This window comes from Pseudoalteromonas sp. NJ631 (assembly GCF_000276645.1).
Taxonomy (GTDB): Bacteria; Pseudomonadota; Gammaproteobacteria; order Enterobacterales; family Alteromonadaceae; genus Pseudoalteromonas; species Pseudoalteromonas piscicida.
Genome location: NZ_AKXJ01000010.1, coordinates 91812 through 117189 on the forward strand (window position 1 = coordinate 91812; position 25378 = coordinate 117189).

The window sequence follows — 25378 nt, forward strand, 5'->3', positions numbered from 1 at the left end:
GTACAAAATTTTACATGGTGATTACCGTTTTAGACTCGCTAGGTTAAAGGTATTTACGCAAGGTTACAAGCACTTGATTTCGCCAAAACACCGCACTAGACTTGGCGCACTTTTAGAAATGAGGCCTTTCCATGCGCGTAGCAGACTTTAGTTTTGATCTTCCTGATGAGTTGATTGCCAGACACCCAATGAAGGAACGCTCTAGCAGTCGTCTTCTTACCTTAAATGGCAATAGTGGTGAAATAGAACACAAAGTATTTAGAGATATTTTGGCACTTATTAATCCAGAAGACTTAATCATCTTTAATAACACTAAAGTTATTCCTGCTCGTATGTTTGGTCAAAAAGCCAGTGGTGGAAAACTCGAAGTACTGGTTGAGCGCGTTGTAGATGAGCGTACTGTGCTTGCTCACGTAAGAGCGAGCAAATCGCCAAAACCTGGTACTAAGATTGAGCTTGAAGGCCAAGCAACTGCTGAAATGGTTCAGCGCCATGGCGAATTATTTGAGTTGAGATTCGAGGGCGAAGAAAATGTATTGGCTATTTTAGATAAAATTGGCCATATGCCTTTGCCTCCTTATATCGACAGACCGGACGATGAAGAAGATAAAGAGCGTTATCAGACTGTGTATGGTGAGAAACCAGGCGCAGTCGCCGCACCTACCGCTGGACTGCACTTTGATGATGAATTGATGGCTAAGCTAAAAGACAAAGGTGTTGAGATGGCCTTTGTTACTTTGCATGTGGGCGCGGGTACGTTCCAGCCGGTGCGAGTCGATTCGGTGGAAGAGCATGTTATGCACTCAGAATATATCGAGGTCTCAGCAGAAGTCGTGGAGGCAATCAAAGCGGCAAAAGCCAGAGGAGGACGCGTCATCGCTGTAGGTACTACGTCGGTGCGCTCACTTGAGTCTGCGGCTAAAGCAAACGGCGGTGAAATTGCTCCACTTTACGGCGATACCGATATTTTTATTTATCCGGGCTACCGTTTTAACGTGGTAGATGCAATGGTGACTAACTTTCACTTACCAGAATCAACGCTCATCATGTTAGTGAGTGCGTTTGCAGGGCAACAGCATATTATGAAGGCCTACCAAACCGCCATTGAACAGAAATACCGCTTCTTTAGTTACGGTGATGCGATGTTCTTGCAAAAGCAAGATAAGTAACTCACGCCCTACAACTATTAAAATGCCCAGTGTTGCTGGGCATTTTGCGTTTTATGGCTGTAAAGTTGCAAGCTCGATATGGACTTTGTGTTTTTTATCCCAATATTAGAATTGCGCTAGTAATCTTGGTAGAATCGAAAGATCACTGCCCTAAGCATTGGCTTAGCACGTTTTTTAGTCAAAGTTGGACTGTTTTTCCGACAACGAGGTAACAATGAAATTTGAATTAGATAGCAAACAGGGTAAGGCTCGCCGAGGTCGCTTGATTTTTGACCGTGGTGTGGTAGAAACGCCTGCATTTATGCCTGTTGGTACTTACGGCACAGTAAAAGGCATGACCCCTGATGAGCTCAAAGAAACGGGCGCACATATCTGTTTAGGAAATACCTTCCACTTGATGCTAAGACCTGGCACTGAGATCATCAAGCAGCACGGCGATCTGCATGATTTTATGAACTGGGATAAACCGATTTTGACTGATTCAGGCGGTTTCCAAGTATTTAGTCTTGGTGCGATGCGCAAAATTTCGGAAGAAGGTGTGTTGTTCAAGTCACCAGTTAATGGTGAGAAAATCATGTTGTCTCCAGAAAAAGCAATGGAAGTACAGCGCGATTTAGGGTCAGATATCGTCATGATTTTTGACGAATGTACGCCGTATCCAGCGACAGAAAAAGAAGCAAAAGACTCGATGGAGCTAAGCTTACGTTGGGCTAAGCGCTCTAAAGATGCACATGCTGACAACCCTTCTGCGCTATTCGGTATTATTCAGGGCGGTATGTACCCAGAGCTTCGTGCTGAGTCGCAAAAGGGCTTAGAAGAAATCGGCTTTGACGGTTATGCACTTGGTGGTTTATCAGTTGGTGAGCCTAAAGAAGACATGATCAATATTCTTGACCAATGTGCCTATAAAATGCCAGAAAACAAACCACGCTATTTAATGGGCGTTGGTAAACCAGAAGATCTGGTTGAAGCGGTACGTCGTGGTATCGACATGTTTGACTGTGTAATGCCAACACGTAACGCTCGTAATGGTCACTTGTTTGTGACAGGTGGCGTGGTGAAAATCCGCAATGCAGCACACAAAACAGATACTAGTCCACTAGATGCGGAGTGTGATTGTCACACTTGTAAGAATTACTCTCGAGCGTACTTACATCACCTAGATAAGTGTAATGAAATTCTAGGCGCTCGACTCAATACCATCCATAACTTACGTTATTATCAACGCTTGATGGAAGGAATGAGAAACGCCTTATCTGAAGGTACATTTGATGAATTTGTCGAAGACTTTTATGCGCGCCGTGGCATTGCGGTGCCAGAGTTGGCTGACGTTGGTTTGACAGAAAATAATTAATTTATAAACGAGGAAGTGAAATGAGCTTTTTTATCTCAAACGCGCATGCTAGCACTGCTGCGGCAGCACCTTCTGGTGGTGGCATGGAAATGCTAATCATGTTAGGTATTTTTGGTTTGGTATTTTATTTTTTAATTTACCGTCCACAAGCTAAGCGTGTTAAAGAACACAAAGACCTAATGGGTGCATTAGGTAAGGGTGACGAAGTACTAACTCAAGGTGGACTTGTGGGTAAAATCACAAAAGTTGCTGATGATAAAGACTTTGTTGTAATCGCACTAAACGACCAAACTGAAGTGACAGTGCAAAAGTCAGCGGTTTCAGCTGTGTTACCTAAAGGTACAATGAAATCTCTATAAGAATAACAATAAAGGGATAGCCCAGTGTTAAACAAGTTTCCAATGTGGAAGTACTTACTTGTTCTCGCTGTGTTGGCTATCGGTATTCTTTATGCCACACCTAACTTGTATGGCCGCGATCCGGCCATACAAGTATCTGGCACAAAAGGTGCTGATGCGACGCTCAGTGTATTAGATCAAGTTAACGAAACCCTACAAAAGAACAACCTTGCCGTAAAGTCTTCTGTGTTAGAAGACGGTCAAATCCTTGTTCGCTTCAAAAATGTTGAAGATCAGCTTAAAGCACAAGATATTTTGCGTAATAGCTTAAGTGATGATTATATTTCAGCAATCAATATGTCTCCGGCACAACCTGAGTGGTTAAAAGACTTAGGTGCAAACCCAATGAAGCTCGGTCTAGATTTAAGTGGTGGTGTTCACTTCACAATGGAAGTGGATATGGTCACGGCGATGGACAATGCACTTGAGCAAATGGAGCAAGATTTCAAGAGCGATTTACGTGATGAGAAATTGCGTTATCGTGCGGTTCGTCGTGTTTCTAATAGTGAACGTGTACAAGTAACGATGCGCTCGGAAGAAGATAAAGACGCAGCAATGAGCTTCTTGAGAAAGCGTTACCCGGGTAACGACTTTATCAATGATAGTAGCGATAGCCTCGCTTTCTTCTCAAGCCTTAGCGACCTTAAATATAAAGAGTTGCGCGAATACGCTATCAAGCAAAACGAAACCATTATTCGTAACCGTATTAACCAACTGGGTGTTGCTGAACCAAATGTTCAACGTCAAGGTGGTGAGCGCATAATTGTTCAACTTCCAGGTGTTCAGGACACGGCTCGCGCGAAAGAGATCCTCGGTGCTACGGCGACACTTGAGTTCCGTGAAGTAGACGAAAATGCCGACGTGCGTGCAGCAGCACAAGGTCGCATTCCTCCTGGCACAGAAGTGATCCCACATAAAGATGGCTATCCTGTCGTGCTGAAAAAGCGCGTTATTCTTGAAGGTACGCATATCACAGGTGCGCAATCTGGTATGGATGAATATCAGCGCCCTCAGGTGAATATCAAGCTTGATAGTAAAGGTGGGGCAAAAATGAATGCCTTTACCAAACGTGCTATCGGCAAACGTATGGCGACGGTTTTCATCGAGTACAAACCATCTGGCAAGAAAGATGAAAACGGCAAAGCGTTACCACCAATCAAAGTGGAAGAAGTGATTAACGTTGCAACGATTCAAGCGCGTTTAAATAGCTCTTTCCGTATTACCGGTATTGATAGCCCAGCAGAAGCACATAACTTAAGCTTGCTACTACGTGCAGGTGCACTGGTTGCGCCAATTCAAATCGTTGAAGAACGTACTGTAGGTCCAAGCCTTGGTCAGGAAAACATCGAAGCTGGTATGACTGCGGTTGTCCTTGGTTTTGCGTTTGTTCTTGCCTTTATGTTGCTGTACTACAAAGGCTTCGGTCTGGTAGCAAACTTAGCACTTGCGGCTAACCTCATTATGATTGTGGGTGTGATGTCGATGATCCCAGGTGCGACGCTGACGTTGCCAGGTATTGCAGGCATTGTATTAACCGTCGGTATGGCCGTTGATGCCAACGTACTTATCTTTGAGCGTATTCGTGAAGAAATAGCGGAAGGCCGCAGTCCACAGCAAGCCGTTCACCATGGTTACGATAGTGCATTTAGTACGATTTTTGATGCCAACATCACCACTTTAATTGCTGCGGTGATCCTATTCTCTGTTGGTACAGGTCCAATTGCAGGCTTCGCGGTAACCTTAGCTATCGGTATCATTACCTCGATGTTTACAGCGATCGTTGGTACGCGTGCGGTTATTAATGCCATCATCGGTGGCAGACGTATCACTAAGCTATCAATCTAGGAGACGGACATGCAATTATTAAACTTAAAAGGCACTATCCGTTTTATGTCGGCAAGAAAGCTTTCAATGGCTTTCTCGGCATTGTTGATCTTGGCTTCAATCGGCTCGTTTATGGTGAAAGGACTAAACTTTGGTTTGGATTTTACCGGTGGTACGGCAGTTGAAGTTGGGTTTTCACAGCCTGCGGACTTAGCGAAGGTACGTAGTGTATTAGCTGAAAGCGGTTTTGCCGATGCCTCTGTGCAACTTTTTGGTTCAAGCCAAGAGGTATTAGTACGACTCGCCCCTCGTGGAGACGACGTGAAAGCTGAGGTACTAGGTAACCAGCTTATTGCAGCACTTAAACAAGCGGACGAAAGTGTGGTGATGCGCCGCATTGAATTCGTAGGTCCAAGTGTTGGTGAAGATCTCAAAGAGCAGGGTGGCTTAGCGATGCTAACCGCGCTTATCTGTATCTTGATTTACGTTGCTTTTCGTTTTGAATGGCGCTTTGCGGTAGGTGCTGTATTTGCACTCTTCCACGATGTTGTACTGACAATGGGTCTGTTCTCAATCTTAGGTCTGGAATTTGACTTAACGATTTTAGCGGCAATATTGGCGGTAATAGGTTATTCACTCAACGATACTATCGTTGTGTCTGACCGTATTCGTGAAAATTTCCGTAAAGTACGTATTGATGACACCTTAGAGATCATCAACATTTCACTGACACAAACGCTTAATCGTACATTAGTGACCTCAATCACGACTATCCTTGTATTGATCGCGCTATTTGTTTGGGGTGGTCAAACCATTCATGGTTTTGCGACGGCCTTACTGTTCGGTGTATTTATCGGTACCTATTCTTCTGTTTATGTAGCGAGTTCAGTTGCAGTAGCAATGGGCGTTAGCAAAGAAGATTTGATCCCGGTAGAAGTTGAAAAAGAAGGTGCAGACCTAGACGCTATGCCTTAATCACAGAAATTATTGTGATAATCGAAAGCGGCTTTTTGGCCGCTTTTTTGTTGCTTGTAAAACTTCATTTTATTGTTTCTAAAAAATGACAGTAGTATATAATGATAATCGTTATCAATAAAGGAGATACTTATGTACAAACTTGTGATGGCGGTTGGCGCATTAACATTAATGACCGCATGTTCTAAGCAACCTGAATTAGAACAACGCACAGAGTCAGCTCCCACGGAAGCAACCTCATCTTTGGCACAATATAAAGCACAAGCCGAGACTTTACTTGCGGATATTCGTATCGAGAAAGGTGCTGCAGCACTTGAAGCACAATCCGCCGATCTTGTGACGCTTTCTAGAACTTTGCTTAATGAGTTTGTGGCCAAGTATCCTCAGTGTCAGACTTATCTAGATGCCTTGGATAAGGCCGCTGATATCATTCCTACTTTACCACTTGAAGAAATCGAAACGGGCTATCACGCAGATGGTAAATTACCCAAGTTTGATGACCCAGTTTGCTACCATGCAAAAGATTTATTAGTGCATCCAGCAACTGTTCAAGCGATTGCGATGAAAGGGTTTAGTGGTGCTGAAGACTATAAGAGTGCAGAGATGGAAATTGTGGAAGTGATTGCACACTTTGATCAGGTAGAGCGAGCGCTGAAGTAAGCGGTTGAAAATCATTCAATTGCAAATTGGGTACATTTCACCCGATTGACATATATCTGTCATACACTGTTGCTACCGTGCGCGATTATACTTTTACAGTGAGTTTAATGCTGTGGATCCTTCGCGCACGTTAGTACTTAATACAATAATAAAAGAAAAAGCTGTATTTACTCTGTTTCAGCCTATCTACGATCTTGCGAAACGGCAAATCTTAGGGTTTGAAGCATTAAGTCGTGGCATGTCTGGCTCATTGTTGGAATCTCCAGACAAGCTTTTTGCGATTGCGAGTAAGCAGGAGCGTTTGTCAGAACTCGAGATTATCTGTCGTGAAGCTGCTATTAAGCAGTTCGTCTCACTCAACCTTCCTGGTAAGTTATTTTTAAACGTTAGTCCAAAAGCGTTACTTGATCCGAGCCACCCAAAGGGCGAAACCAGACATCTTACAGAAGTGTATGGGCTCGATCCCAAACGTGTCGTCATTGAAGTGACTGAGCAAGACAAAGTAGATGACGCAAATCTGCTACTAACTACAATTACCCATTATCGAGAACTTGGATTTCAAATTGCGATTGATGATTTGGGAGCGGGTTACTCTGGTCTCAAGAAGTGGTCGGAGTTATGCCCTGATTACGTCAAAGTCGACAGATATTTTATCGACCATTGTGACCAAAGTGTGGTGAAACGCGAGTTTTTAAAGTCCATTATCGAGCTTGCTAAAGCCACTAGCACTCAAGTAATTGCCGAGGGAATTGAGCGAATTGAAGAGCTGAAGCTTATTGAGCAGCTCGGTATAGTGATTGCGCAGGGCTTCTTACTTGCTAAGCCAACTCGAAAGCCTCCCACTGAACTTGCACTGTTTAAATCTTTGCACACGGAATCCAAAACGGCCTTCAATCAATTTGAGCAGTCGATGGCAATCGGTTGGCTTGCCAAAGAGGCCAATGCTATCCATGAATGTACGCAATGTATCGATGCTCATAGGCTGTTTGAACAAGATCGTAAGCTAACCAGCCTTGCAGTGGTTAATGATGCTAGAGAGCCTGTAGGGCTGCTACACCGAGATCAACTGACTGAGGTCTTTGCGGCACCATATGGTCATGCACTCTTCGATAAGAAATCAGTGATTAAGTTGATGGATAAACAGCCGTTAGTAGTGGATGAGCAGCAAGAGCTTGATACGGTGAGTAAGCAAATAACCGACCATGAATTTGATATTCGACGTCATATCATTATTACAAGAGATGGTCGTTATCTTGGCTTAGCGCCCTTGAGAGACATACTCAAGCATATTACAGAAGAAAAAATTCGTCATGCTCAACATGCCAATCCATTAACCATGTTGCCGGGCAATGTCGCGATAAATGAGGCAATAGAGCAAAGGTTACGTTCACATCATGACTTTTCTCTTGCATATATCGACCTTAATCATTTTAAGCAGTTTAATGATTTATATGGATATGCTAGTGGCGATAGCGTGATTAAGCTACTTGCCGAGGTGACAGTTGATGTATGTGCACAGAGCTCAAGTTTTGTTGGGCATATCGGGGGCGACGACTTTATGGTGGTGTTCGATAATAATGATGCAGAAGTGTTGTGCCATGAGATTATCACTCAGTTTGAGCTTAAATCAAAAGCCTTTTTTACTCCCGAACATGTCAGTGCAGGCGGTTACTGGGCAACAAATCGTGAAGGTCAAAAGCAATTCGTACCTTTACTCACTTTATCGATTGGCTTAGTGAGACCTGATTTACAACACTGTATTAATTCGCATCAAGTTGCAGCTTTAGCAACAGATGCTAAGAAAGAAGCAAAGCGCTATCGTAATAGCTATTTATTTGTCTGTAACCGTCGTAAGCCTACGGTATCGACTGTACGACTGGAAAATGCAGGTTGACTATATTTTTAATTACGCAATAGTAATAGCAATCCGTAAAAATACTTTTGATTGTAGTATTATTTCCCCTAAAGAGGGTTGTGCGATGAAGTTAAAGTTGAGTGTAACTATCTCTGCTCTGGTGTTTCAAAGTGCTTGTATTGCAGCGCAATCCCCCGAGTTAATCTATGTCGCGAAAGAAGCGCGAACCTTGTACGATCGCGATCTTTATCTTTATGAATTACTAGAAAAGGCACTGGCTGCTGCTAAGTACTCAGCTCAAATCGAACACATCAAGATCCATCCTCATCAACAGCGTACGTTAATGGCACTAAGCCGAGGTAAGGTCGATTTACACTGGTCTATGACCAGCCCCGCACGCGAGCAAATCGCTATTCCTATTAAAATCCCCTTGTATGATGGACTTATTGGTAAACGTGTGCTGATTGTTCATAAAGATATTTATCCAGCCATAAAAGCAGTTCGGTCACTTAACGAATTAAAGCGTTTTACCGCAGTTCAGGGGCACGATTGGCCTGATACCAAAATTCTAAGCTATAACGGCCTTAAGGTCAGGCCGATTTCTGATTATCAAACCATGTTTAATTTGATTGCGGATAAGAAAGCGGATTATTTTCCACGCTCGGTGATTGAGGCAAATTCAGAGTTAATCGCACAAAATAACGAGAACCTCATGATCGTACCTGACTTTCATCTATCGTATTCAACCGCCTTTTACTTCTTTGTAAATAAAGACAAGCAAGCGCTGGCAAAGGCTTTGGAAGAAGGGCTTGCCAAACTTCAAGCGTCTGGCGAGTTACAAACTTTAAAACAAACGTATGGTTTAGATAAACAGTTTACAAGCACAACTATAAACTTGGTGAATCCGTATTTTACAGAAGATTAACGCTTTTTGCGTAAGCTTGGCAGCGCATAGTCGTATTCCTCTTTATACGTTAAGGCAGTTAAAACAAGTAGGACGCCACAATTGGAAGCGTAAATAATGTAGCCACTAACGTCAAAACTGTAGAAGAAGATAGTACTGTTTACACCTTTAGCATGTCTTAAATAGTTTTCAACAAGTCCTGCAAAACTCATAAAGACCCCTAAAATTGCCAACCAAGGTAAGATGGAATCTGCGAAGGTAAATCTCACTTTTGCCTTAGGAAAAAGCTTTTTAGTTAATTCAACTCGATGCGTTAAAGGGAAGACAACTGATAAATTTATTAAGAAATGTACGCCAAAAATAATGCTATTTTGGAGTAAGCGACTGCTTTCGGTTGAAGATAAGCTAATTAAACCGGATGAAAAAACAATGACTTCGAGAGAAAAAGGAATTGCAACCAGAATAGCTAAAGTGGAAATGTTAATGTCTTTCAGCCGAATCCCCACCACCAAAATTGCAGAGATCGTCATAATGTAAATTAAAAAGAAGTGATACCTAATATCATATAGTACAAAAAGACCTACTCCGATAACAGCGTAAGGAAGAAGTAGATCTCTTATTGAAAAGTTCTTTTTCATTTTGACAATCTAAAACTCAGTCTTTCTTTTGAGACTCTTGGCTTTTTTGTTGTGGAAATTCAGGTTCAAAAATACCGCCACCAGAAACTTTTTTGCATTCTTTCAAATTTAGCTTTTGCATTATCATAGTCCTTATTGAACACACTTGAATACCAAGTGATCAAATTGTATTGGATTTATCTTTTATTGTGATTCTCACAACTTCAGGAGAGCCGTGCCAGACTACTCAACCGACACTCCCGACAGGTACAAACTTAACACCAAATAAACACAAGGTGAATGAAAAATTAAAGAAAATTTTAAAATAATAGTTTAGATATATTTACACTATTCTAATGGTATGAAAAGTAAAGATAAAATTAATTTTTCACACCTTGAATTTAGCCATCTCAAGCTCTAGATTTCCGGATAATGATTTAATCGTATCGGTTGCTTTATGTGCTTTTTCTGAGACGCTAGCCGTTTGCGAAGCGGTATCAGAAATAATAACGACGCGTTTGGCTGTATCTTCACCTGCATCCAACTGTTCTTTGGCTGCTTGAGCTATTTGATGACTCATTTGCGATATAGATTTTAAAGAATCGGCGACTTGCACAAGCGCTTGGGATGCTTTAGATGACATACTTACTGTCTTTTCACTTGTTGCAATACTCAAGCTTACCGAAGCCTTCGCATCTTGAGTCGCACTTTGCAGCTTAGTGATCATGGTACGGATCTCTTCTGTACTGGTTTGAGTGCGCTGAGCAAGCTGTCTGACCTCGTCCGCTACGACAGCAAAGCCTCGTCCTTGCTCTCCAGCTCGTGCTGCTTCTATCGCAGCATTGAGTGCCAGTAAGTTGGTTTGCTCGGCGATAGATTGGATAACGGTAAGTACATTGGCGATGTTAGATACTTCTTCATCTAGCACTTGAATGTTATTACCAGCGCTGTCAATTTGTTGCTCTAATAATGCAATTTCAGTCGCTGCCTGAGCGGTCAGTTTGTCGGCTGCATTACCTTGCTTTTCAGCCTCTTGAACTGAATCTGCAGCTTGCTCGGCATGTTCGACGACGGTTTGTGCTGATGCTGTGAGTTCGGTAATTGCTGAAGCCACCATCTGAGTTTCTGCATTTAAACTACGAGTTAGATTCTCAAGTTCTACTGAGCGTACCTCGCTGTCTGATGTTTGGTTTTGTAGCGCCTTGGTTGCTTCCTTAAGTCCTTCAACTACACCTCTTAGTCCGCCTTGCATATAGGCCATGGCTGCGAGAATACTATAATCTTGGCAGTCATCAGTATTGATTGGTGTAGTCAGGTTTCCTCTTGAAACATGTTTTACGATTTCGAGTACATCATTGATTTCAGCACCAAGTTTGTTATTCAAAGACAGTCCAAACCGGGCAAGTGCGGTGGTTAATGCAACGGCAACCACTAAAGAAAGTGCAACTAACCAGATTGCGGTGTCCCAATAGCGATCATTCACTTCTTTATAACTAATACCTGTGCCGACATACCAGCCAAACCCTGGGGTTTTTTGAACTACTGAGGTCAGGTCGACAATCTCTCCATCTCGTAATGAGGTCCAATTGTAGGTAATGATCCGATCAAATTGATTACCGACTAAGCGCTTAACCATGCTGCCGATGCTTTTGCCATCGGCATCTTTAAAGTCGTTAAAACTAGTATTGTGCAGTTGGGGATCATGTGGTGTTGCTACGAAATCCATTTTTTCATTCACGACGTACACATATTCAGAGTCATGGTACTTATTTTCTCTTAAAACCTGAATAGCCATGTCTTTTGCTTGTTGCTCAGTCAGTTTTCCTTGCTCTGCAAAGCGCTCAAACTGTTTAACAATATTAACGGTGCTTTTCATTAATTGGTTGATACGCGCAATATTATCGCTTTCACTGGCATGGCGTAGAGCCTGAAGACCTACAAAGGCAACGACAAGTAATGAAACGAATATTGCGGCGGCAAAGGAAATTATTTTTGCTTTTAATGTGAAACTAGAAAACACAGGATCGCCCCCTAAAAATACTCTCAATACATGATTTAGCATGTTTAGGGGGAGTTTGTAAGTAGGTTAATGCTCCAAGGAGGCGATTTTGAGATGATATTTACTCATACTACTTAAGGATGAAGATTAATTTGCATTGATTATGCTTATTTCTTCATCAGTTAACGGGCGATATTCACCTTCTGCAAGGGTTGGATCAAGCTCGATCCCTGCAATGTTTTCTCTATGAAGTTCAACTACTTGGTTGCCAACTGCGGCAAGCATACGTTTTACTTGATGATATTTTCCTTCGCAAATAGATAAGCGTAGTGCGAATTTATCAATAAGCTCCGCTTTTGCTGGCAGGGTTGCTTGTTTTTCACCATGTAGTTCAACGCCTTGTTCAAGCTGTGTTAGTGCGTCTTCAGTGAGTTCGTCACGACTTTCTAGTACATAAGTTTTAAACTTTTGTTTCTTCGGTGAGGTGATTTGATGAGACCAATCACCATCGTTAGTGAGCAGAACCAAACCCGTCGTATCTATGTCCAGCCTACCTGCAACATGAAAATCTTTTAAGTTAGGCTCTTCGATTAAATCGAATACTGTAGGGTGTAATTCATCACTATTTGCACACACATAACCTTGCGGTTTGTTTAGCATATAGTAGCGTAAACCCAAATACTCTAGGCGATTGCCATCGAAAGTAATGTGGTCTGCTGGGGTGACTTGGATATCACCTTTTTTGACGACATTGCCATTGACGGTAACTAGACCTTTTTTAATGTTAATTTTGACCTTGCTGCGCGGCATCTCTGCAACGTGGCTCAAAAATTTCTCCAATCTACATGGAAATTTCATAGCTAAATAACTCGAATAATAAATTAGTTTTTGCGGTAAATATCGGATAATAAATCATAGCAATGGACACTGAGAGCAAAATGCTCCCCGACCTTTGCGAGCAAAAGCTTTAGAGCACCTTCCGTGAGCATTTGTTTTTGCTCTAATGTTCTACCAGCCATCATATGGATCTGCAGGTGAATAAATCCTTGTTTGCCATCACCTAACTGAAAATGCTCAAAAGCAACAGCACGGGTTTTGACGGAAGTTGGATCAAACAAGCCACTTGCACAGGCAAATTGCTGCACCTGTGATACTAATGCCTCGGTTTCAATTGGCAAATTAGCTGAGTGTTCGAGAATAAAGTGTGGCATGTGAAACTCCATGTTTTTGCATTAGGCTCAGAGTTTATGCTATTTATCAGGGGTTATTCCAGAAAAGAGTGAATTATTAGCATGCTGTCCTTATTTAAAGCCTCACCTTTGCTTAGCGATGAAGAAACCCAATGGTTAATTGATACCTTTGTCTGGGCATTTGAGCATTTTGATGGCGAGTACTTTTTAAATGAAACACAGATCATTACTCCGACTCCCAGTTGTTTTCCTGAGCCGGTATCCAGTATTGAAGAAATGGCGGCAGTGGTTTTCTCCCGAGTAAAGTCCTACGCGGGGTTACAACGGTGGCCAATCACTTTGGTTGCGCCTGAACGTATGCTCGCGTCGACCAGCATGACTAAGTTAAACATTGCAGGGCGTTGGCGCGGTGAGCAAGCGGTTATCGCTGAAGCGGCTGCGCCTATTTTGATTTCTTATAATCCCAATCAAATAAATCAGCCTCAAGATCTGATCGCCAGTTATGCAGGTGTTATGGCAAAAGTTTTAATTTTACAGCGTGGCGTGTTACCTCCAGGTGGGGAAGCGCAATTAGACGCGGCTTGTGATGTGCTGGCGAGCTTTTTTGGCTTTGGGGTCATGATGTCTAATACCGTATATCACTTTAGGGGAGGATGTGGTTCTTGCTACAACCAATATGCCAACCGAAAAGCTGCACTGACGGAGCAGCAGAGTGTTTTTGTGCATGCTCTAGTATGTCATTTTAAAGGGGTGAAAGATGGTCATAAGCATCTTAAGTCACATCTTGTAAGTCAGTATAAAAAGGCGAAAAAGCAAATTAATACTCTAATGGATAACTCAGAGCGTGGTGATTTACTGGCCTTACAGGAGCATGTACATGCTCGTTTATCTTGATGAGTTTATTTTAATTGCGCTGGCACATTTTTTTGCTGTCGCAAGTCCCGGTCCTGATTTTGCGATAGTGCTTAAACAAAGTGTACAGCAGGGTAGAGCAAATGCCCTTTGGACAAGTTTTGGGGTTGGCCTTGGTATTTTAGTACATGTCAGTTATTGCTTATTGGGGGTTGCGTTACTGCTATCTCAATCTGAAACCTTGTTCACAGCAGTAAAATACTTAGCCGCGCTTTACCTCGCTTACCTTGGTGTTCAAGCGTTGCGGTATGCAAAACCCAATTCAGAGCAAGAAAATATCACTGAACACGCTGTTACTGAGTCTAATTGGACTGCGTTAAAACGAGGTTTTTTAGTCAACGCCTTAAATCCTAAAGCAACGCTGTTTTTCTTATCGCTTTTTACCTTAGTGATTGAGCCAACCACACCAAGCAGTGTGCAGTTGTTTTACGGTGTTTATATGGCGTTGGCTACCTGGGCTTGGTTTTCGTTTTTATCTTTAGTTTTATCAAAAACAAGGGTAAGACAATTTTTTCGTCGTGCAGGACATTGGTTTGATCGCGGGATCGGTGTGATCATGTTATTGCTTGCAGTAAGATTGGTGGTCTAATGTGTGACAAAAACATTATTAACTTTAGCTTTGGTTCAAATATGTCGACTGCACGTTTGCTTGCTCGCTTACCACAAGCGAAGCTACTTGGAGTGGGGAAATTGCATGGCTATCGGCTGACTTTTGATATGTTGAGCACCGATGGTTCAGCCAAGTGCAGTATTACGCCGAGCACTGAAGTAAATAGCCATGTTTATGGCGTTTTGTATGCGTTGGATGAGCAAGAAAAGGCGCGATTGGACGACATTGAAGGGGAGCGCTACAGCTGTCATTGCTTGCCAGTTGAAAGACAAGATGGCGGTATCGTGGACGCCTGGTGCTATATTGCTAACACTTTTGTGGAGCAACAATTACCTTTCGATTGGTACTTACATCATGTGTTCGCTGGGGCAAAGGAGCATCAGTTTCCAACCAGCTATTTACAGGCAATTTCGGCGCAACCACACGTTACAGATAATAATAGTGACAGACAACAACAAGAATTAGCCATCTACCACTGTGATGCTACAAAGTTAAACCTTAAGGCCTAACTCGTAACATCATGATTAGTTGTGGCAAAAATCCAAGGAAAAATAATGAAAATAAAACAATGGCTATTAACCTCCGGCCTAGTTGCAGCAAGTTTTCTTAGTGCGCAGGCAAGTGCGGCAGTAAACCAACAAGATGTTGAAACTGCAGTAAAAAGCGCAATGGCAAAATTTAATATTCCAGGTTTGGCAATCGGTATCGTAGAAGATGGCAAGGTTGTGATGACCAAGGGTTTTGGGGTGACGCATTTAAATAAGCCAGCCAAGGTCAATGCGGATACCTTGTTTGGTATTGCATCCAACACCAAAGCATTCACGGCAGCAGCGCTGGCGATGTTGATAGATCAAGGCAAACTGAATTGGGATGACAAAGTCACCAAACACATTCCAGAATTTAAGCTTTACGATAGTTATGTTACTCAAGAAATGACGATCCGAGATTTATTAAGTCATCGAAGTGGGTTGGGTCTTGGGGCGGGCGATCTTATGATCTGGCCTGATACTGATAAAACCATGACTGAATTGCTGGCAGGTATTTCACATCTCAAACCTGATTCAAGTTTCCGCAGCCATTACGCTTATAACAATTTGATGTTTGTGGTTGCAGGAGAAGTCGTAAGCCGAGTCAGTGGCAAAGATTGGCGCGATTTTGTTGAGCAGGAAATGTTTACCAAGCTAGATATGGATGACTCAAAGGCTGGATTCTCTCGGATCCCGGCTAACAATAGTAATTGGGCGACTGGCCATATTCCGATGGATGGCAAACTTACGCCGTTCTTTGTTAACTACCTAGAAGATTTCCGTGGTGCTGGCGCAATTGCGTCTAACGTGGATGACATGACCAAGTGGTTGCAAACTCAGCTTGAAGGTGGTCGCTTACCTTCTGGCGAGCAGCTATTTAGCCAAGAGCAACAAGTGCAAATGTGGCATCCACACATTACACGTATTCCCGCAGCAAAAGCCGCAGAAGTATACCACCAGCAGTTTAGAGGGTACGGTCTTGGCTGGGCGGTAGAGGACTATTTTGGTTTTAAGAAGGTGGGTCACGGCGGCGGGATTTTAGGTATGGTGTCGCAAGTTGCGATGATCCCAGAGAAAAAATTGGGCGTGGTGGTCTTATCAAACCAACAAAAATACCCCGCACTTTCCGCGATTATCAATGAAGTGTTTGAAGATGCGCTTGGTCTAGAAGATAAAGACTGGGTGCAGATCATCGCCGATGACTACTTTAAGGCGCAACAAGAAAAATATGCCAAAGCCGGGATAATCGAAGTTGCAAAACCACAGCCTGCTTTACCACTAAACAACTACACGGGAACACTAAATAGCGCTTGGTATGGCGATGTAGTGGTGGAAAAGCTCGGTAAGGAACTGCGCATTGATTTTACGCACACGAAGCGCCTCAAAGGGAAACTTGAGCACCTAACCGGTAACACTTTTGTGGTACGGTGGGATGAGCCATTACTTGAAGCAGATGCTTACATCAATTTTGTGATGGATAAATCTCAACGGGTTGAGTCTGCTGCGATGGAATTTGTTAATCCGGAAATAACCGACTTTAGTTTCGATTTCCATAATTTGGATTTAAAGGCGAAAGAAATCCAACATTAAGATATACCAAAGTATCAAAGCCACAATTATGTGGCTTTGATATAGTGAAAGGATAGCTACTTAAATCAACCACGTCGCAAACTAACATAGGATGTATATTCGTTATGCGTACTGCAATTATTACTCATCCATATTGCCGCAAGCATAAAATGACCGAGGAACATCCTGAGTGTCCTGCGAGGTTAGATGCGATATCAGACAGGTTGCTAGCGTCTGGACTTGATATCGCCATTGAGCACAAAACGGCGCTGAAAGCCGATACTTCACACTATGCATTGGTTCATGATCAAGCCATGATCAAAGAAGTAATGGATAAAATCCCTAATGAAGGGTTAACTGAGTTAGACGGCGACACTTGGCTTTGTCCTGATTCTATGAAAGCGATTGAGCGTGCTGTTGGCGCAGGAATACTCGCGGTGGACGAAGTCGTTGCTGGTAAACTTGATGCTGCATTTTGTTCTGTTAGACCTCCTGGGCATCATGCCAATCAAAGTACTTCATCGGGATTTTGTGTCTTTAATAATGTTGCCATTGCTGCCGCTTATGCCAAGACGAAGGGCGTAGAGCGGGTTGCTATATTGGACATCGATGTACATCATGGTAATGGCACACAAGATATTTTCAAAGACGATCATAGCGTGTTACTTTGCTCTTTGTTTCAACACCCTTTTTATCCAAATACCGCAATTGAGAATCATCAAACACTTATCAATTCTCCTTTGAGTGCGGGAGCGGATGGTACAGACTTAAAAGCCTTGGTGGAGCAGCAATGGTTGCCTAAGCTGGAATCATTTAAACCTCAGCTCATTTTTATCAGCGCAGGGTTTGATGGTCATTTAGAAGATGATATGGGCGGGCTCAAGTTTGTTGAACAAGATTACCAGTGGTTTACTGAGCAAGTGGTTGAGTTTGCAAACTCACCGGACTGTTTGGGGATTATTTCTTACTTAGAAGGGGGTTATGATCTTTCTTCTTTAGGCCGCAGCGCCGTGACACATATCAAAGCGCTGGTTGAAGCCGGTTAGCTTAGACTTAACAAATCAAAAGCTTGCTGAGTATTGCTCAGTTGGATTTTGCTTACGCAACACTGGCCTTCGTCAATGAGGTATTGTTGCACTAATTCGGTTAAATATTTCAAATCAATACACTGCACGGGCGCACCTTGTACGTTGCTGCAGCAATCGTTTGGGTATACTAGAATTAACCGTTTGAGTGACGCAACATCGAGCAGATGCGTTGCATCTCTAAGTGCTTTTTCATCTTCGATAAACTCTATACTTTGGTCTAATACCAGCAATAAAGGATAGGTTTTTATCGCCATAATTTGTTCTTGGTCAAGTTATCAAAAGTGTCGCCCAGTATACTTCAAATTGGAATAATATTGCGAGAGTGTGCTTATGGTTGGTGATTCACGTCAGTTACAGATCAAAGAAGTATTTACCAATAGCTTGTTATGTTGCGATGAGCAAACCAGTCTATATGATGCGGTTGCGCAAATGCGAGCGAGCAGAGTGAGCTCGATCTTTATTACCCGTGCCGATGACATTATTGGTATCTGGACTGAGTCGGATTGCGTTAAGCTCAACTTTAACGATCCTGACTTTGCCCAGGTGCCGATCCGAGAAGTGATGACTACACCGGTGCAAAAAATTCAAATTGATAAAACCTTGAGTGAGGCGACGGTCAAGTTTCACCAACTAGGGATCCGTCACTTACTCGTGGTGGACTCGGATAATCTGCCTTGTGGTGTGGTCTCTTTATCCGATATTGTGCGCAGCCAAGGGCTCGACCATTATTTGCATTTTAGACCAATTGAGCAGCATTTTGACTCGAGCATTGTGATTTTAGACAGTGAAGACTGCGTCTCTGATGTTATCAATAATATGCGTGAGCTTAAGCTTACCGCTGTGCTGGTGTATAACCGTGAATTAAATGAGTATGGCATTATTACTCAGCGTGATATTGCGTATATAATTCTCAACCCAGATTGGCGTCAGCCTTGCTGGCAATTAGCCAGCTATCCGATGCTCTCCATGACGCCAAAAGACAGCCTATTCGATGCTTACCGGCTGATGACGGTAAACTCCATTCGTCATTTGGTAGTGACTTCCCCAGACTCGCAACAAGTGATAGGGCTATTGGCGCTCAAAAATGTCCTGACTGAAATTGAAACTGCGTATTGTAGCGAGCTGGAAAAAGTCCTAGTACAACGTGATATTGCACTGCAAAAATCGGAGAAGAATCTTTATCTAGCAAACCGCATCATTGATGCTTCTCTCGATGGTATCATGATCACCAAAAGTTCAGGTGAAATAATCCAGATCAACCCAGCGTTTAGTGCGCTTACTGGCTACAAAGATTATGAAGTACTGGGGAAAAACCCCAGCATATTGAGCTCTGGGCTACATGATGAATGCTATTATCAGAGCATGTGGAAAACGCTCAGAGAAACAGGTGTGTGGCAGGGTGAGATCTGCAACCGCAAAAAGAGTGGTGAGATTTATGTTGAATGGCTCACGATTATTGAGATCAGAGAGCCGTACAGTGACGACATGCTCTACGCGGCCATTTTTAGTGACATTACGGAGCGCAAAAATGCTGAAGAAAAAATTGCTCGCTTAGCTTATTTTGATGAATTGACTGGGCTGCCTAATCGCCGCTTATTTTACGACAGACTCTCTATGGCATTGGCATCAGCGCACCGCTATAAACAAAAACTCAGTGTGATGTTTATAGATTTAGACCGCTTTAAGGAAGTGAATGACTCTCTTGGCCACAGCGCCGGAGATGAGTTATTGGTACAGGTTAGTGAGCGAATAAAGTCTATTCTAAACGAAGGTGACACGTTAGCGCGACTTGGTGGCGACGAATTTGTTGTGCTACTGAGCGAAGTAAATGGCATGTCGGAGGTCATTGAGTTTGCTGACCAAATGTTGATGGCACTATCGAGCCCCTTTCAGCTTGGTGATATGCAGGTGGCTGCGACGGCCTCTATGGGGGCAGCTATTTATCCCGAGGATGGTCATGACACGGAAACATTGCTTAAACACGCCGATGTTGCTATGTATCGCTCCAAAGAAGTAGGGCGCAACTCCTTCCAATTATTCGAAGCTTCGATGAATGCACGCTCATTTGAGCGCTTATCCATGCTAAGCCGTTTTCAGAATGCCTTAGAAAATGATGAATTTGAACTGCATTTTCAACCCTTGCAGTGCTTAACTAGCAGTCGTATTTCTAGTGTTGAGTGTTTGCTGCGATGGCGCGACCCAAATCTTGGGATGATCTCGCCAGCTCAATTTATTCCACTCGCAGAGGAGCTTGGGCTTATTATTCGTTTAGATCAGTGGGTAATAGATAAAGCCTGTCAGCACTTGGCTAAATGGCAACGCGCCGGTGTTGATATTAGGCGCTTGGCGATTAATATCTCGGCGTCTCATGTCACTCAAGGCGACCTTTATCAATGTGTTGCGCAGGCATTAAAGAAGCACAACGTCGACGGCAAGTATCTTGAGCTTGAGCTTACCGAAAATAGCTTTATCGGTAATCTGCTTGAGGCTAAGTACACCTTGAAAAAACTCAAGGAGCTGGGTGTAAAACTGGCGATTGATGACTTTGGTACAGGGTATTCTGCGCTCAGTTACTTGGCTAAACTGCCCATCGATATCCTAAAAATAGATGCTAGTTTTATTGCTAAAGTGCCCGATGAATATGGCAACAGCGAAATTGTTTCGGCAATTGTGGCGATGGCTAAGGCATTAAACCTGCAAGTTGTAGCTGAGGGCGTTGAAAAGCCTGTACAGAAACGTTACCTGCGCAAGCTAGGTTGTCATACAATCCAAGGTTACGTCTTCTGTAAGCCACTTACAGAAGACGATTGGCATGCATTTTATTCGTCAGAGAAGGTAATTTCGTAAGAAGTAAACTTACGAATATTGATCACGCCATTATCAAAAATAAGATATTGGCCTTTGATCCCCTCAAGCACGCCTGAAACTACAGGGTCTTTGTCAAAGTTGAACGAGCTGATTTTACTCGGGTGCTGCTCTACAGGGAAGGTGAGATCAACCACTTCCTCGTCCAGCACTTCAATGGCGGTTGCACCAAAGAGTTCAGCAAGTTCGTCGAGCTTTGTTTGGATCTCGGGAATAAGCTTAGCTGCTTCTGCTTTGAGGTCTATTTCAGGATTGATGCCTTTGAGCATATTGCGCCAGTTAGTCTTATCGGCAATAAACTGAGCCAGTGCCACTTCCACTAATCCTGACTGGTGACGGGTTTGCACCTTAAAAATCGGCAGTGCTTGCGTTGCGCCTTGATCTACCCAACGCGTTGGGATCTGTGTATGACGAGTGATCCCAACTTTAAGACCTGAGGTATTGGCCAAATACACATAGTGCGGGATCATACAGTTCTCTTCGCCCCATTGGGGTTCACGACAGGTGCCTTGATCATAGTGGCAGGTCTCTGGCTTCATAATGCACATGTCGCAGCTAGCGAGTTTTCTCATACACACGAAACAGTGGCCTTGCGAATAGCTCTTTTTGGTTTTCTTACCACAGCTACTGCAAAATATATTGCCGGTGAAGGTCAGGGTAACTGGTTTACCAAAGTAGTCATTGAGTGATACTAAGTTATCACCCACAGGTAATTGATATTGGATAGGTTCAACAAGCGCTGACTTTAACTTGCTGAGTGTACCTTGTACTTGCATCTTTGCCCCTAAAAATGCTCATAAAAGGGTAGGATACCATTACAAACTTAGAAACGCAGTGTGTAAAAATGAAAAAGGCCAGCGCCGGGCTGGCCTTGCAAAGCTTAACGTGAATTAGCTTTCGCGTGCGATTGCGCGATATGCGATATCTGTACGGTATTCTACGCCATCCCAGTGAATGTCTTTCACTAGAGAGTAGGCGCGTTTTTGCGCTTCCGTTACTGTGTGGCCAAGGGCCGTCGCACACAATACTCGACCACCAGCAGTGACTACATGCTCGCCATCTTGCTTAGTACCAGCATGGAACACTTTTTCACCTTCAGGATAGTTCACTTGAAGACCTGAAATAGCGTCACCCTTAGGGTAGTTCCCTGGGTAGCCACTAGCTGCAAGCACAACACCAACAGCCGCTCGCGGATCAAATTCAATCGATGTTTGATCAAGCTCTTCACGGTTTGCCGCTTCAATCAGCTCAACTAAATCAGATTGGAGGCGTAACATGATAGGTTGTGTTTCTGGGTCACCAAAGCGGCAGTTATACTCGATAACTTTTGGTGTGCCGTCTGCTGTGATCATCAAACCAGCGTATAGGAAACCTGTATAAGGGTGACCTTCTTTCGCCATACCGTCAACCGTTGGATTGATCACTTCGGCCATGATGCGATCATGAATGTCTGGCGTGACTACAGGAGCTGGAGAGTATGCACCCATACCACCTGTATTTGGGCCTTTATCACCATCGTATGCACGTTTGTGATCTTGGCTGGTGGCAAAAGGAAGTACATTTTTGCCGTCAACCATGACGATGAAAGAGGCTTCTTCACCCTCTAAAAACTCTTCGATAACCACACGGCTGCCCGCTTCGCCAAAAGCATTACCTGCAAGCATATCGCGGATAGCTTCTTCCGCTTCCGCTTCGGTCATTGCCACAATTACCCCTTTACCAGCAGCAAGACCATCAGCCTTAACGACGATAGGTGCTCCTTGCGCTTTCAAGTAGGCAAGCGCAGGTTCAATCTCTTCAAACGTTTGATAAGCCGCTGTTGGAATATCGTGACGTGCTAAAAAGTCTTTAGTAAACGACTTTGAACCTTCCAACTGCGCTGCTGCTTGAGTAGGTCCAAAAATAGCTAAGCCTTCGTCACGGAAACGGTCAACTACACCGATAACCAGTGGCGCTTCAGGGCCAACAATGGTTAATTGCACATTGTTTTCTTTAGCGAAGACGACTAAGGCATCGATATCTTCAACGCCGATAGCCACGTTTTCGAGTTTAGGCTCAAGCGCAGTACCAGCGTTACCAGGTGCTACAAAAACTGTTTTTACAGATGGGTTTTGTGCGGCTTTGAACGCAAGCGCATGCTCACGTCCACCGCTGCCAATGACTAGTACATTCATGGCGAAATTTTCCTATTAAAGCTTTTTGAATTTTAAGGTCATGCGGTCGCTTTCCCCAATCGCTTTATATTGCGCTGCTTTTTCATCACCCAGCGCTAAGCGAGGTGGCAGAGTCCAGACGCCTTTTGGATGATTGGCGCTGTCTAGCGGGTTGGCGTTAATGTCGCTGCTTGCAACTAATTCAAACCCAGCTTGCTTGGCGATATCAACAACATAACTTTGCTTCATATAACCTGACGACTTTTGATCTTCAAGTTGGCGGTGCTCAGGCAGACGGTGTTCAACCACACCTAAAATGCCACCAGGTTTCAGTGCCTTATTAAACGCGTTGAACGCGCTAAGTACACCTTCATCCCCTTTACCCATGTACCAGTTATGCACGTTACGGAAGGTAAGTACCACGTCTGCACTGCCTTGTGGCGCAATATTACTGTGTGTTACTGGTGCAAATTCGGTGATCTTTACTTCACTATAGTTTGGGTTGGTTGCTACTTTGTCTTTGTAGCCTTTTAATGAGCGTTGATAGTAGCCAACATCTGAATCAGCAGGGAAGTGCGCTGCATAATAGGTGCCTTGACCTTTAACCAGCGGCGCTAAAATCTCGCTATACCAACCACCACCAGGTGCAATTTCTACCACGGTCATTGATGGCTCAATGCCAAAAAAAGCAAGCGTTTCACTTGGGTGGCGATATTGGTCTCGGGCTCTGTTTTTCTCAGCTCGATTATCGCTAGCAACGGCTTTTGCAATCGCGCTTGGTACAGCTTGGCTGGAGTTGGATTCTGTCGCGTTACAGCCCACTAAAGTGGTAAATACTGCCGCAGCGATAAGAGATTTCATACCTAGATTCATCGTTAGCTTCCTTCATTCTGTTATGATTATGCTGTAGCCAGAATACTGGAAATTAGCTGAAACAAAAAGCGCGAAACTCATAAGTTTCGCGCTTTATTGATTAATGGCGGAAGTGGCGCATGCCGGTAAACACCATTGCCATTCCCGCTTCATCAGCGGCGGCAATCACCTCTTCATCACGCATTGAGCCACCCGGCTGGATAACCGCGGTGATACCCGCAGCTGCAGCGGCGTCAATACCATCACGGAACGGGAAGAACGCATCAGATGCCATCACAGAACCCGGAACTTCTAGGTTCTCGTCTGCGGCTTTGATCCCTGCGATTTTTGCAGAGTACACGCGGCTCATTTGGCCTGCGCCCACACCAATAGTCATCCCATCACGGGCGTAAACAATCGCGTTGGACTTAACAAATTTAGCGACTTTCCAGCAGAACAGTAGATCTTTTAGTTCTTGTTCTGTAGGTTGACGTTTCGAAACCACCTTAAGGTCGTCCAAACCAACCATACCTTGGTCACGATCTTGTACTAAGATACCGCCATTAACACGCTTAATATCAGTACCTGTGGTTTTGTTTGACCACTGGCCACATTCTAGTAAACGTACATTTTGCTTCGCAGCAACGATTTGTGCGGCTTCTTCTGATACGCTCGGTGCGATGATAACTTCAACAAACTGACGTGCTACGATGGCTTCCGCCGTGTCGCCGTCTAGCTCTCGGTTAAAGGCGATGATACCACCGAAGGCAGAAGTTGGGTCGGTCTTAAATGCGCGGTCATAGGCGGCAAGAATGTTTTCATCTACCGCAACACCACAAGGGTTTGCGTGTTTTACGATAACACAAGCCGGCTTATCAAATTCTTTAACACACTCAAGTGCTGCATCGGTATCAGCGATATTGTTATAAGACAGCGCTTTACCTTGAAGTTGTTTAGCCGTCGCGACGGATGCTTCTTCAATGTTGTTTTCAACATAGAAAGCAGCGTCTTGATGCGAGTTTTCACCGTAGCGCATATCTTGCTTCTTAGTGAATTGCATATTGATAGTGCGAGGAAATTTGGTTTCCTCTGCTGCTTCTTCCGTATAATCCGGAACCATTTTACCGAAGTAGTTGGCAATCATGCCGTCATACTGTGCGGTATGCTCGTAGGCCGCAATAGCTAGGTCGAAACGTGTCTTGTATGTTGTAGAGCCAGAGTTCGCCTTCATTTCTTCAATAACACGGCTGTAGTCACTCGCATTTACAATAATGGTCACGTCTTTGTGGTTCTTAGCCGCAGCACGAACCATTGTTGGACCACCAATATCGATATTTTCGATTGCATCTTCTAGGCTACAGTCAGCTTTCGCAACAGTTTGTGCGAAGGGGTATAAGTTGACTACTACCATATCGATTGCTGAAATATTGTTTTCAGTCATGACGTCTTCGTCTTGACCGCGACGTCCTAAGATACCGCCGTGCACTTTTGGGTGAAGCGTTTTAACGCGACCATCCATGATTTCTGGGTGGCCAGTGTAATCAGATACTTCTGTTACTTTAATGCCGTTGTCTGCAAGTAGTTTGCAAGTACCGCCAGTTGATAAAATTTCTACGCCTTGAGCTGCAAGTGCTGTGGCGAATTCAACGATACCGGTTTTATCTGACACGCTTAGTAGGGCGCGACGAATTGGACGATGTATATCCATGATGGTTCAGGTTTCCTCAATGATTAGTTAAGGGCTAGCTTAGAAAGCCGGTATTTTAGCGCATTATTGTTAAGATGACGATGTTAAAAGGCGAGATAAACATGAGAAAAGTGCGATATGAAAAGGATAAATGTCCGCTAGATACTGAA

Annotated in this window: 23 protein-coding genes; 14 read left to right on the forward strand and 9 right to left on the reverse strand. The window is 43.7% G+C overall.

All coding sequences use genetic code 11. The features are described 5' to 3' along the window. Positions 1–131: 131 nt before the first annotated feature. The 8 genes from queA to A587_RS0116360 all read left to right on the forward strand — a co-directional run bounded on the left by queA (position 132) and on the right by A587_RS0116360 (position 9160). Positions 132–1169 (forward strand): tRNA preQ1(34) S-adenosylmethionine ribosyltransferase-isomerase QueA, encoded by a 1038-nt coding sequence (gene queA / locus A587_RS0116325; protein WP_010607167.1) that lies wholly within the window; start codon positions 132–134, stop codon positions 1167–1169. 214 nt (positions 1170–1383) lie between these two features. Continuing rightward, the gene (tgt, locus tag A587_RS0116330) at positions 1384–2523 is read left to right on the forward strand and encodes a tRNA guanosine(34) transglycosylase Tgt (protein WP_010374167.1); all 1140 of its coding nucleotides are present in this window, start codon (positions 1384–1386) and stop codon (positions 2521–2523) included. Between the two features lie 20 nt (positions 2524–2543). After that, positions 2544–2882 (forward strand): preprotein translocase subunit YajC, encoded by a 339-nt coding sequence (yajC, locus tag A587_RS0116335; RefSeq protein ID WP_017218451.1) that lies wholly within the window; start codon positions 2544–2546, stop codon positions 2880–2882. A gap of 24 nt (positions 2883–2906) precedes the next feature. Further along, the gene (gene secD / locus A587_RS0116340; protein WP_010374164.1) at positions 2907–4766 is read left to right on the forward strand and encodes a protein translocase subunit SecD; all 1860 of its coding nucleotides are present in this window, start codon (positions 2907–2909) and stop codon (positions 4764–4766) included. Positions 4767–4775: 9 nt separating this feature from the next. Beyond that, entirely contained in the window at positions 4776–5720 is a 945-nt protein-coding gene (secF, locus tag A587_RS0116345; RefSeq protein ID WP_010374162.1) for a protein translocase subunit SecF, read from the forward strand. Positions 5721–5852: 132 nt separating this feature from the next. Next, complete coding sequence (locus A587_RS0116350) at positions 5853–6380, forward strand: hypothetical protein (RefSeq protein WP_017218452.1); 528 nt, start codon at positions 5853–5855, stop codon at positions 6378–6380. A gap of 112 nt (positions 6381–6492) precedes the next feature. Continuing rightward, a complete protein-coding gene (locus A587_RS0116355) occupies positions 6493–8274 on the forward strand; it encodes a bifunctional diguanylate cyclase/phosphodiesterase (protein ID WP_017218453.1) in 1782 nt (593 codons plus the stop codon). Positions 8275–8359: 85 nt separating this feature from the next. Further along, positions 8360–9160, forward strand: a complete 801-nt coding sequence (locus A587_RS0116360; RefSeq protein ID WP_026001026.1) for a substrate-binding periplasmic protein — start codon at positions 8360–8362, stop codon at positions 9158–9160. Here the strand turns inward: A587_RS0116360 and A587_RS0116365 are convergent. The 4 genes from A587_RS0116365 to A587_RS0116385 form a co-directional block, all read right to left on the reverse strand. Further along, a complete protein-coding gene (locus A587_RS0116365) occupies positions 9157–9777 on the reverse strand; it encodes a hypothetical protein (protein ID WP_223193778.1) in 621 nt (206 codons plus the stop codon). The two genes, A587_RS0116360 and A587_RS0116365, sit on opposite strands and share 4 nt — an antisense overlap. A 367-nt stretch (positions 9778–10144) precedes the next feature. Next, positions 10145–11776 carry a methyl-accepting chemotaxis protein gene (locus A587_RS0116375; protein ID WP_026001028.1) on the reverse strand — a complete coding sequence of 544 codons (1632 nt, stop codon included), beginning with the start codon at positions 11774–11776 and terminating at the stop codon, positions 10145–10147. A gap of 126 nt (positions 11777–11902) precedes the next feature. Continuing rightward, the gene (gene rsuA, locus A587_RS0116380) at positions 11903–12613 is read right to left on the reverse strand and encodes a 16S rRNA pseudouridine(516) synthase RsuA (RefSeq protein ID WP_026001029.1); all 711 of its coding nucleotides are present in this window, start codon (positions 12611–12613) and stop codon (positions 11903–11905) included. A gap of 23 nt (positions 12614–12636) precedes the next feature. Next, a complete protein-coding gene (locus tag A587_RS0116385) occupies positions 12637–12966 on the reverse strand; it encodes a 5-carboxymethyl-2-hydroxymuconate Delta-isomerase (protein WP_017218460.1) in 330 nt (109 codons plus the stop codon). 81 nt (positions 12967–13047) lie between these two features. Between A587_RS0116385 and A587_RS0116390 the strand changes: the two genes are divergently transcribed. The 5 genes from A587_RS0116390 (at position 13048) to A587_RS0116410 (ending at position 17609) form a co-directional block, all read left to right on the forward strand. Further along, the gene (locus A587_RS0116390) at positions 13048–13839 is read left to right on the forward strand and encodes a hypothetical protein (protein ID WP_017218461.1); all 792 of its coding nucleotides are present in this window, start codon (positions 13048–13050) and stop codon (positions 13837–13839) included. After that, complete coding sequence (locus A587_RS0116395) at positions 13823–14446, forward strand: LysE family transporter (RefSeq protein ID WP_010374142.1); 624 nt, start codon at positions 13823–13825, stop codon at positions 14444–14446. The genes A587_RS0116390 and A587_RS0116395 overlap by 17 nt, the downstream gene beginning before the upstream one ends. Beyond that, positions 14446–14976, forward strand: coding sequence for a gamma-glutamylcyclotransferase family protein (locus A587_RS0116400; RefSeq protein WP_010374140.1), 531 nt, complete (start codon positions 14446–14448; stop codon positions 14974–14976). The genes A587_RS0116395 and A587_RS0116400 overlap by 1 nt, the downstream gene beginning before the upstream one ends. Before the next feature lie 45 nt (positions 14977–15021). Continuing rightward, positions 15022–16584 (forward strand): serine hydrolase, encoded by a 1563-nt coding sequence (locus A587_RS0116405; RefSeq protein ID WP_017218462.1) that lies wholly within the window; start codon positions 15022–15024, stop codon positions 16582–16584. A 104-nt stretch (positions 16585–16688) separates the two neighbouring features. Beyond that, positions 16689–17609 carry a histone deacetylase family protein gene (locus tag A587_RS0116410; protein WP_017218463.1) on the forward strand — a complete coding sequence of 307 codons (921 nt, stop codon included), beginning with the start codon at positions 16689–16691 and terminating at the stop codon, positions 17607–17609. Here A587_RS0116410 and A587_RS0116415 read toward each other — a convergent pair. After that, the gene (locus tag A587_RS0116415) at positions 17606–17905 is read right to left on the reverse strand and encodes a DUF4144 family protein (RefSeq protein ID WP_017218464.1); all 300 of its coding nucleotides are present in this window, start codon (positions 17903–17905) and stop codon (positions 17606–17608) included. The two genes, A587_RS0116410 and A587_RS0116415, sit on opposite strands and share 4 nt — an antisense overlap. A 76-nt stretch (positions 17906–17981) precedes the next feature. Between A587_RS0116415 and A587_RS0116420 the strand changes: the two genes are divergently transcribed. Next, entirely contained in the window at positions 17982–20498 is a 2517-nt protein-coding gene (locus A587_RS0116420) for an EAL domain-containing protein (protein WP_017218465.1), read from the forward strand. Here A587_RS0116420 and A587_RS0116425 read toward each other — a convergent pair. From A587_RS0116425 to purH, 4 genes are all read right to left on the reverse strand, one after another. Continuing rightward, entirely contained in the window at positions 20471–21292 is an 822-nt protein-coding gene (locus A587_RS0116425) for a DUF2797 domain-containing protein (protein ID WP_010374130.1), read from the reverse strand. The two genes, A587_RS0116420 and A587_RS0116425, sit on opposite strands and share 28 nt — an antisense overlap. 114 nt (positions 21293–21406) lie before the next feature. After that, positions 21407–22690 (reverse strand): phosphoribosylamine--glycine ligase, encoded by a 1284-nt coding sequence (purD, locus tag A587_RS0116430; RefSeq protein WP_010374128.1) that lies wholly within the window; start codon positions 22688–22690, stop codon positions 21407–21409. Positions 22691–22705: 15 nt separating this feature from the next. Then, positions 22706–23542 carry a class I SAM-dependent methyltransferase gene (locus A587_RS0116435; protein WP_017218466.1) on the reverse strand — a complete coding sequence of 279 codons (837 nt, stop codon included), beginning with the start codon at positions 23540–23542 and terminating at the stop codon, positions 22706–22708. 100 nt (positions 23543–23642) lie between these two features. After that, positions 23643–25229, reverse strand: a complete 1587-nt coding sequence (gene purH, locus A587_RS0116440; RefSeq protein ID WP_017218467.1) for a bifunctional phosphoribosylaminoimidazolecarboxamide formyltransferase/IMP cyclohydrolase — start codon at positions 25227–25229, stop codon at positions 23643–23645. Positions 25230–25378 lie beyond the last annotated feature (149 nt).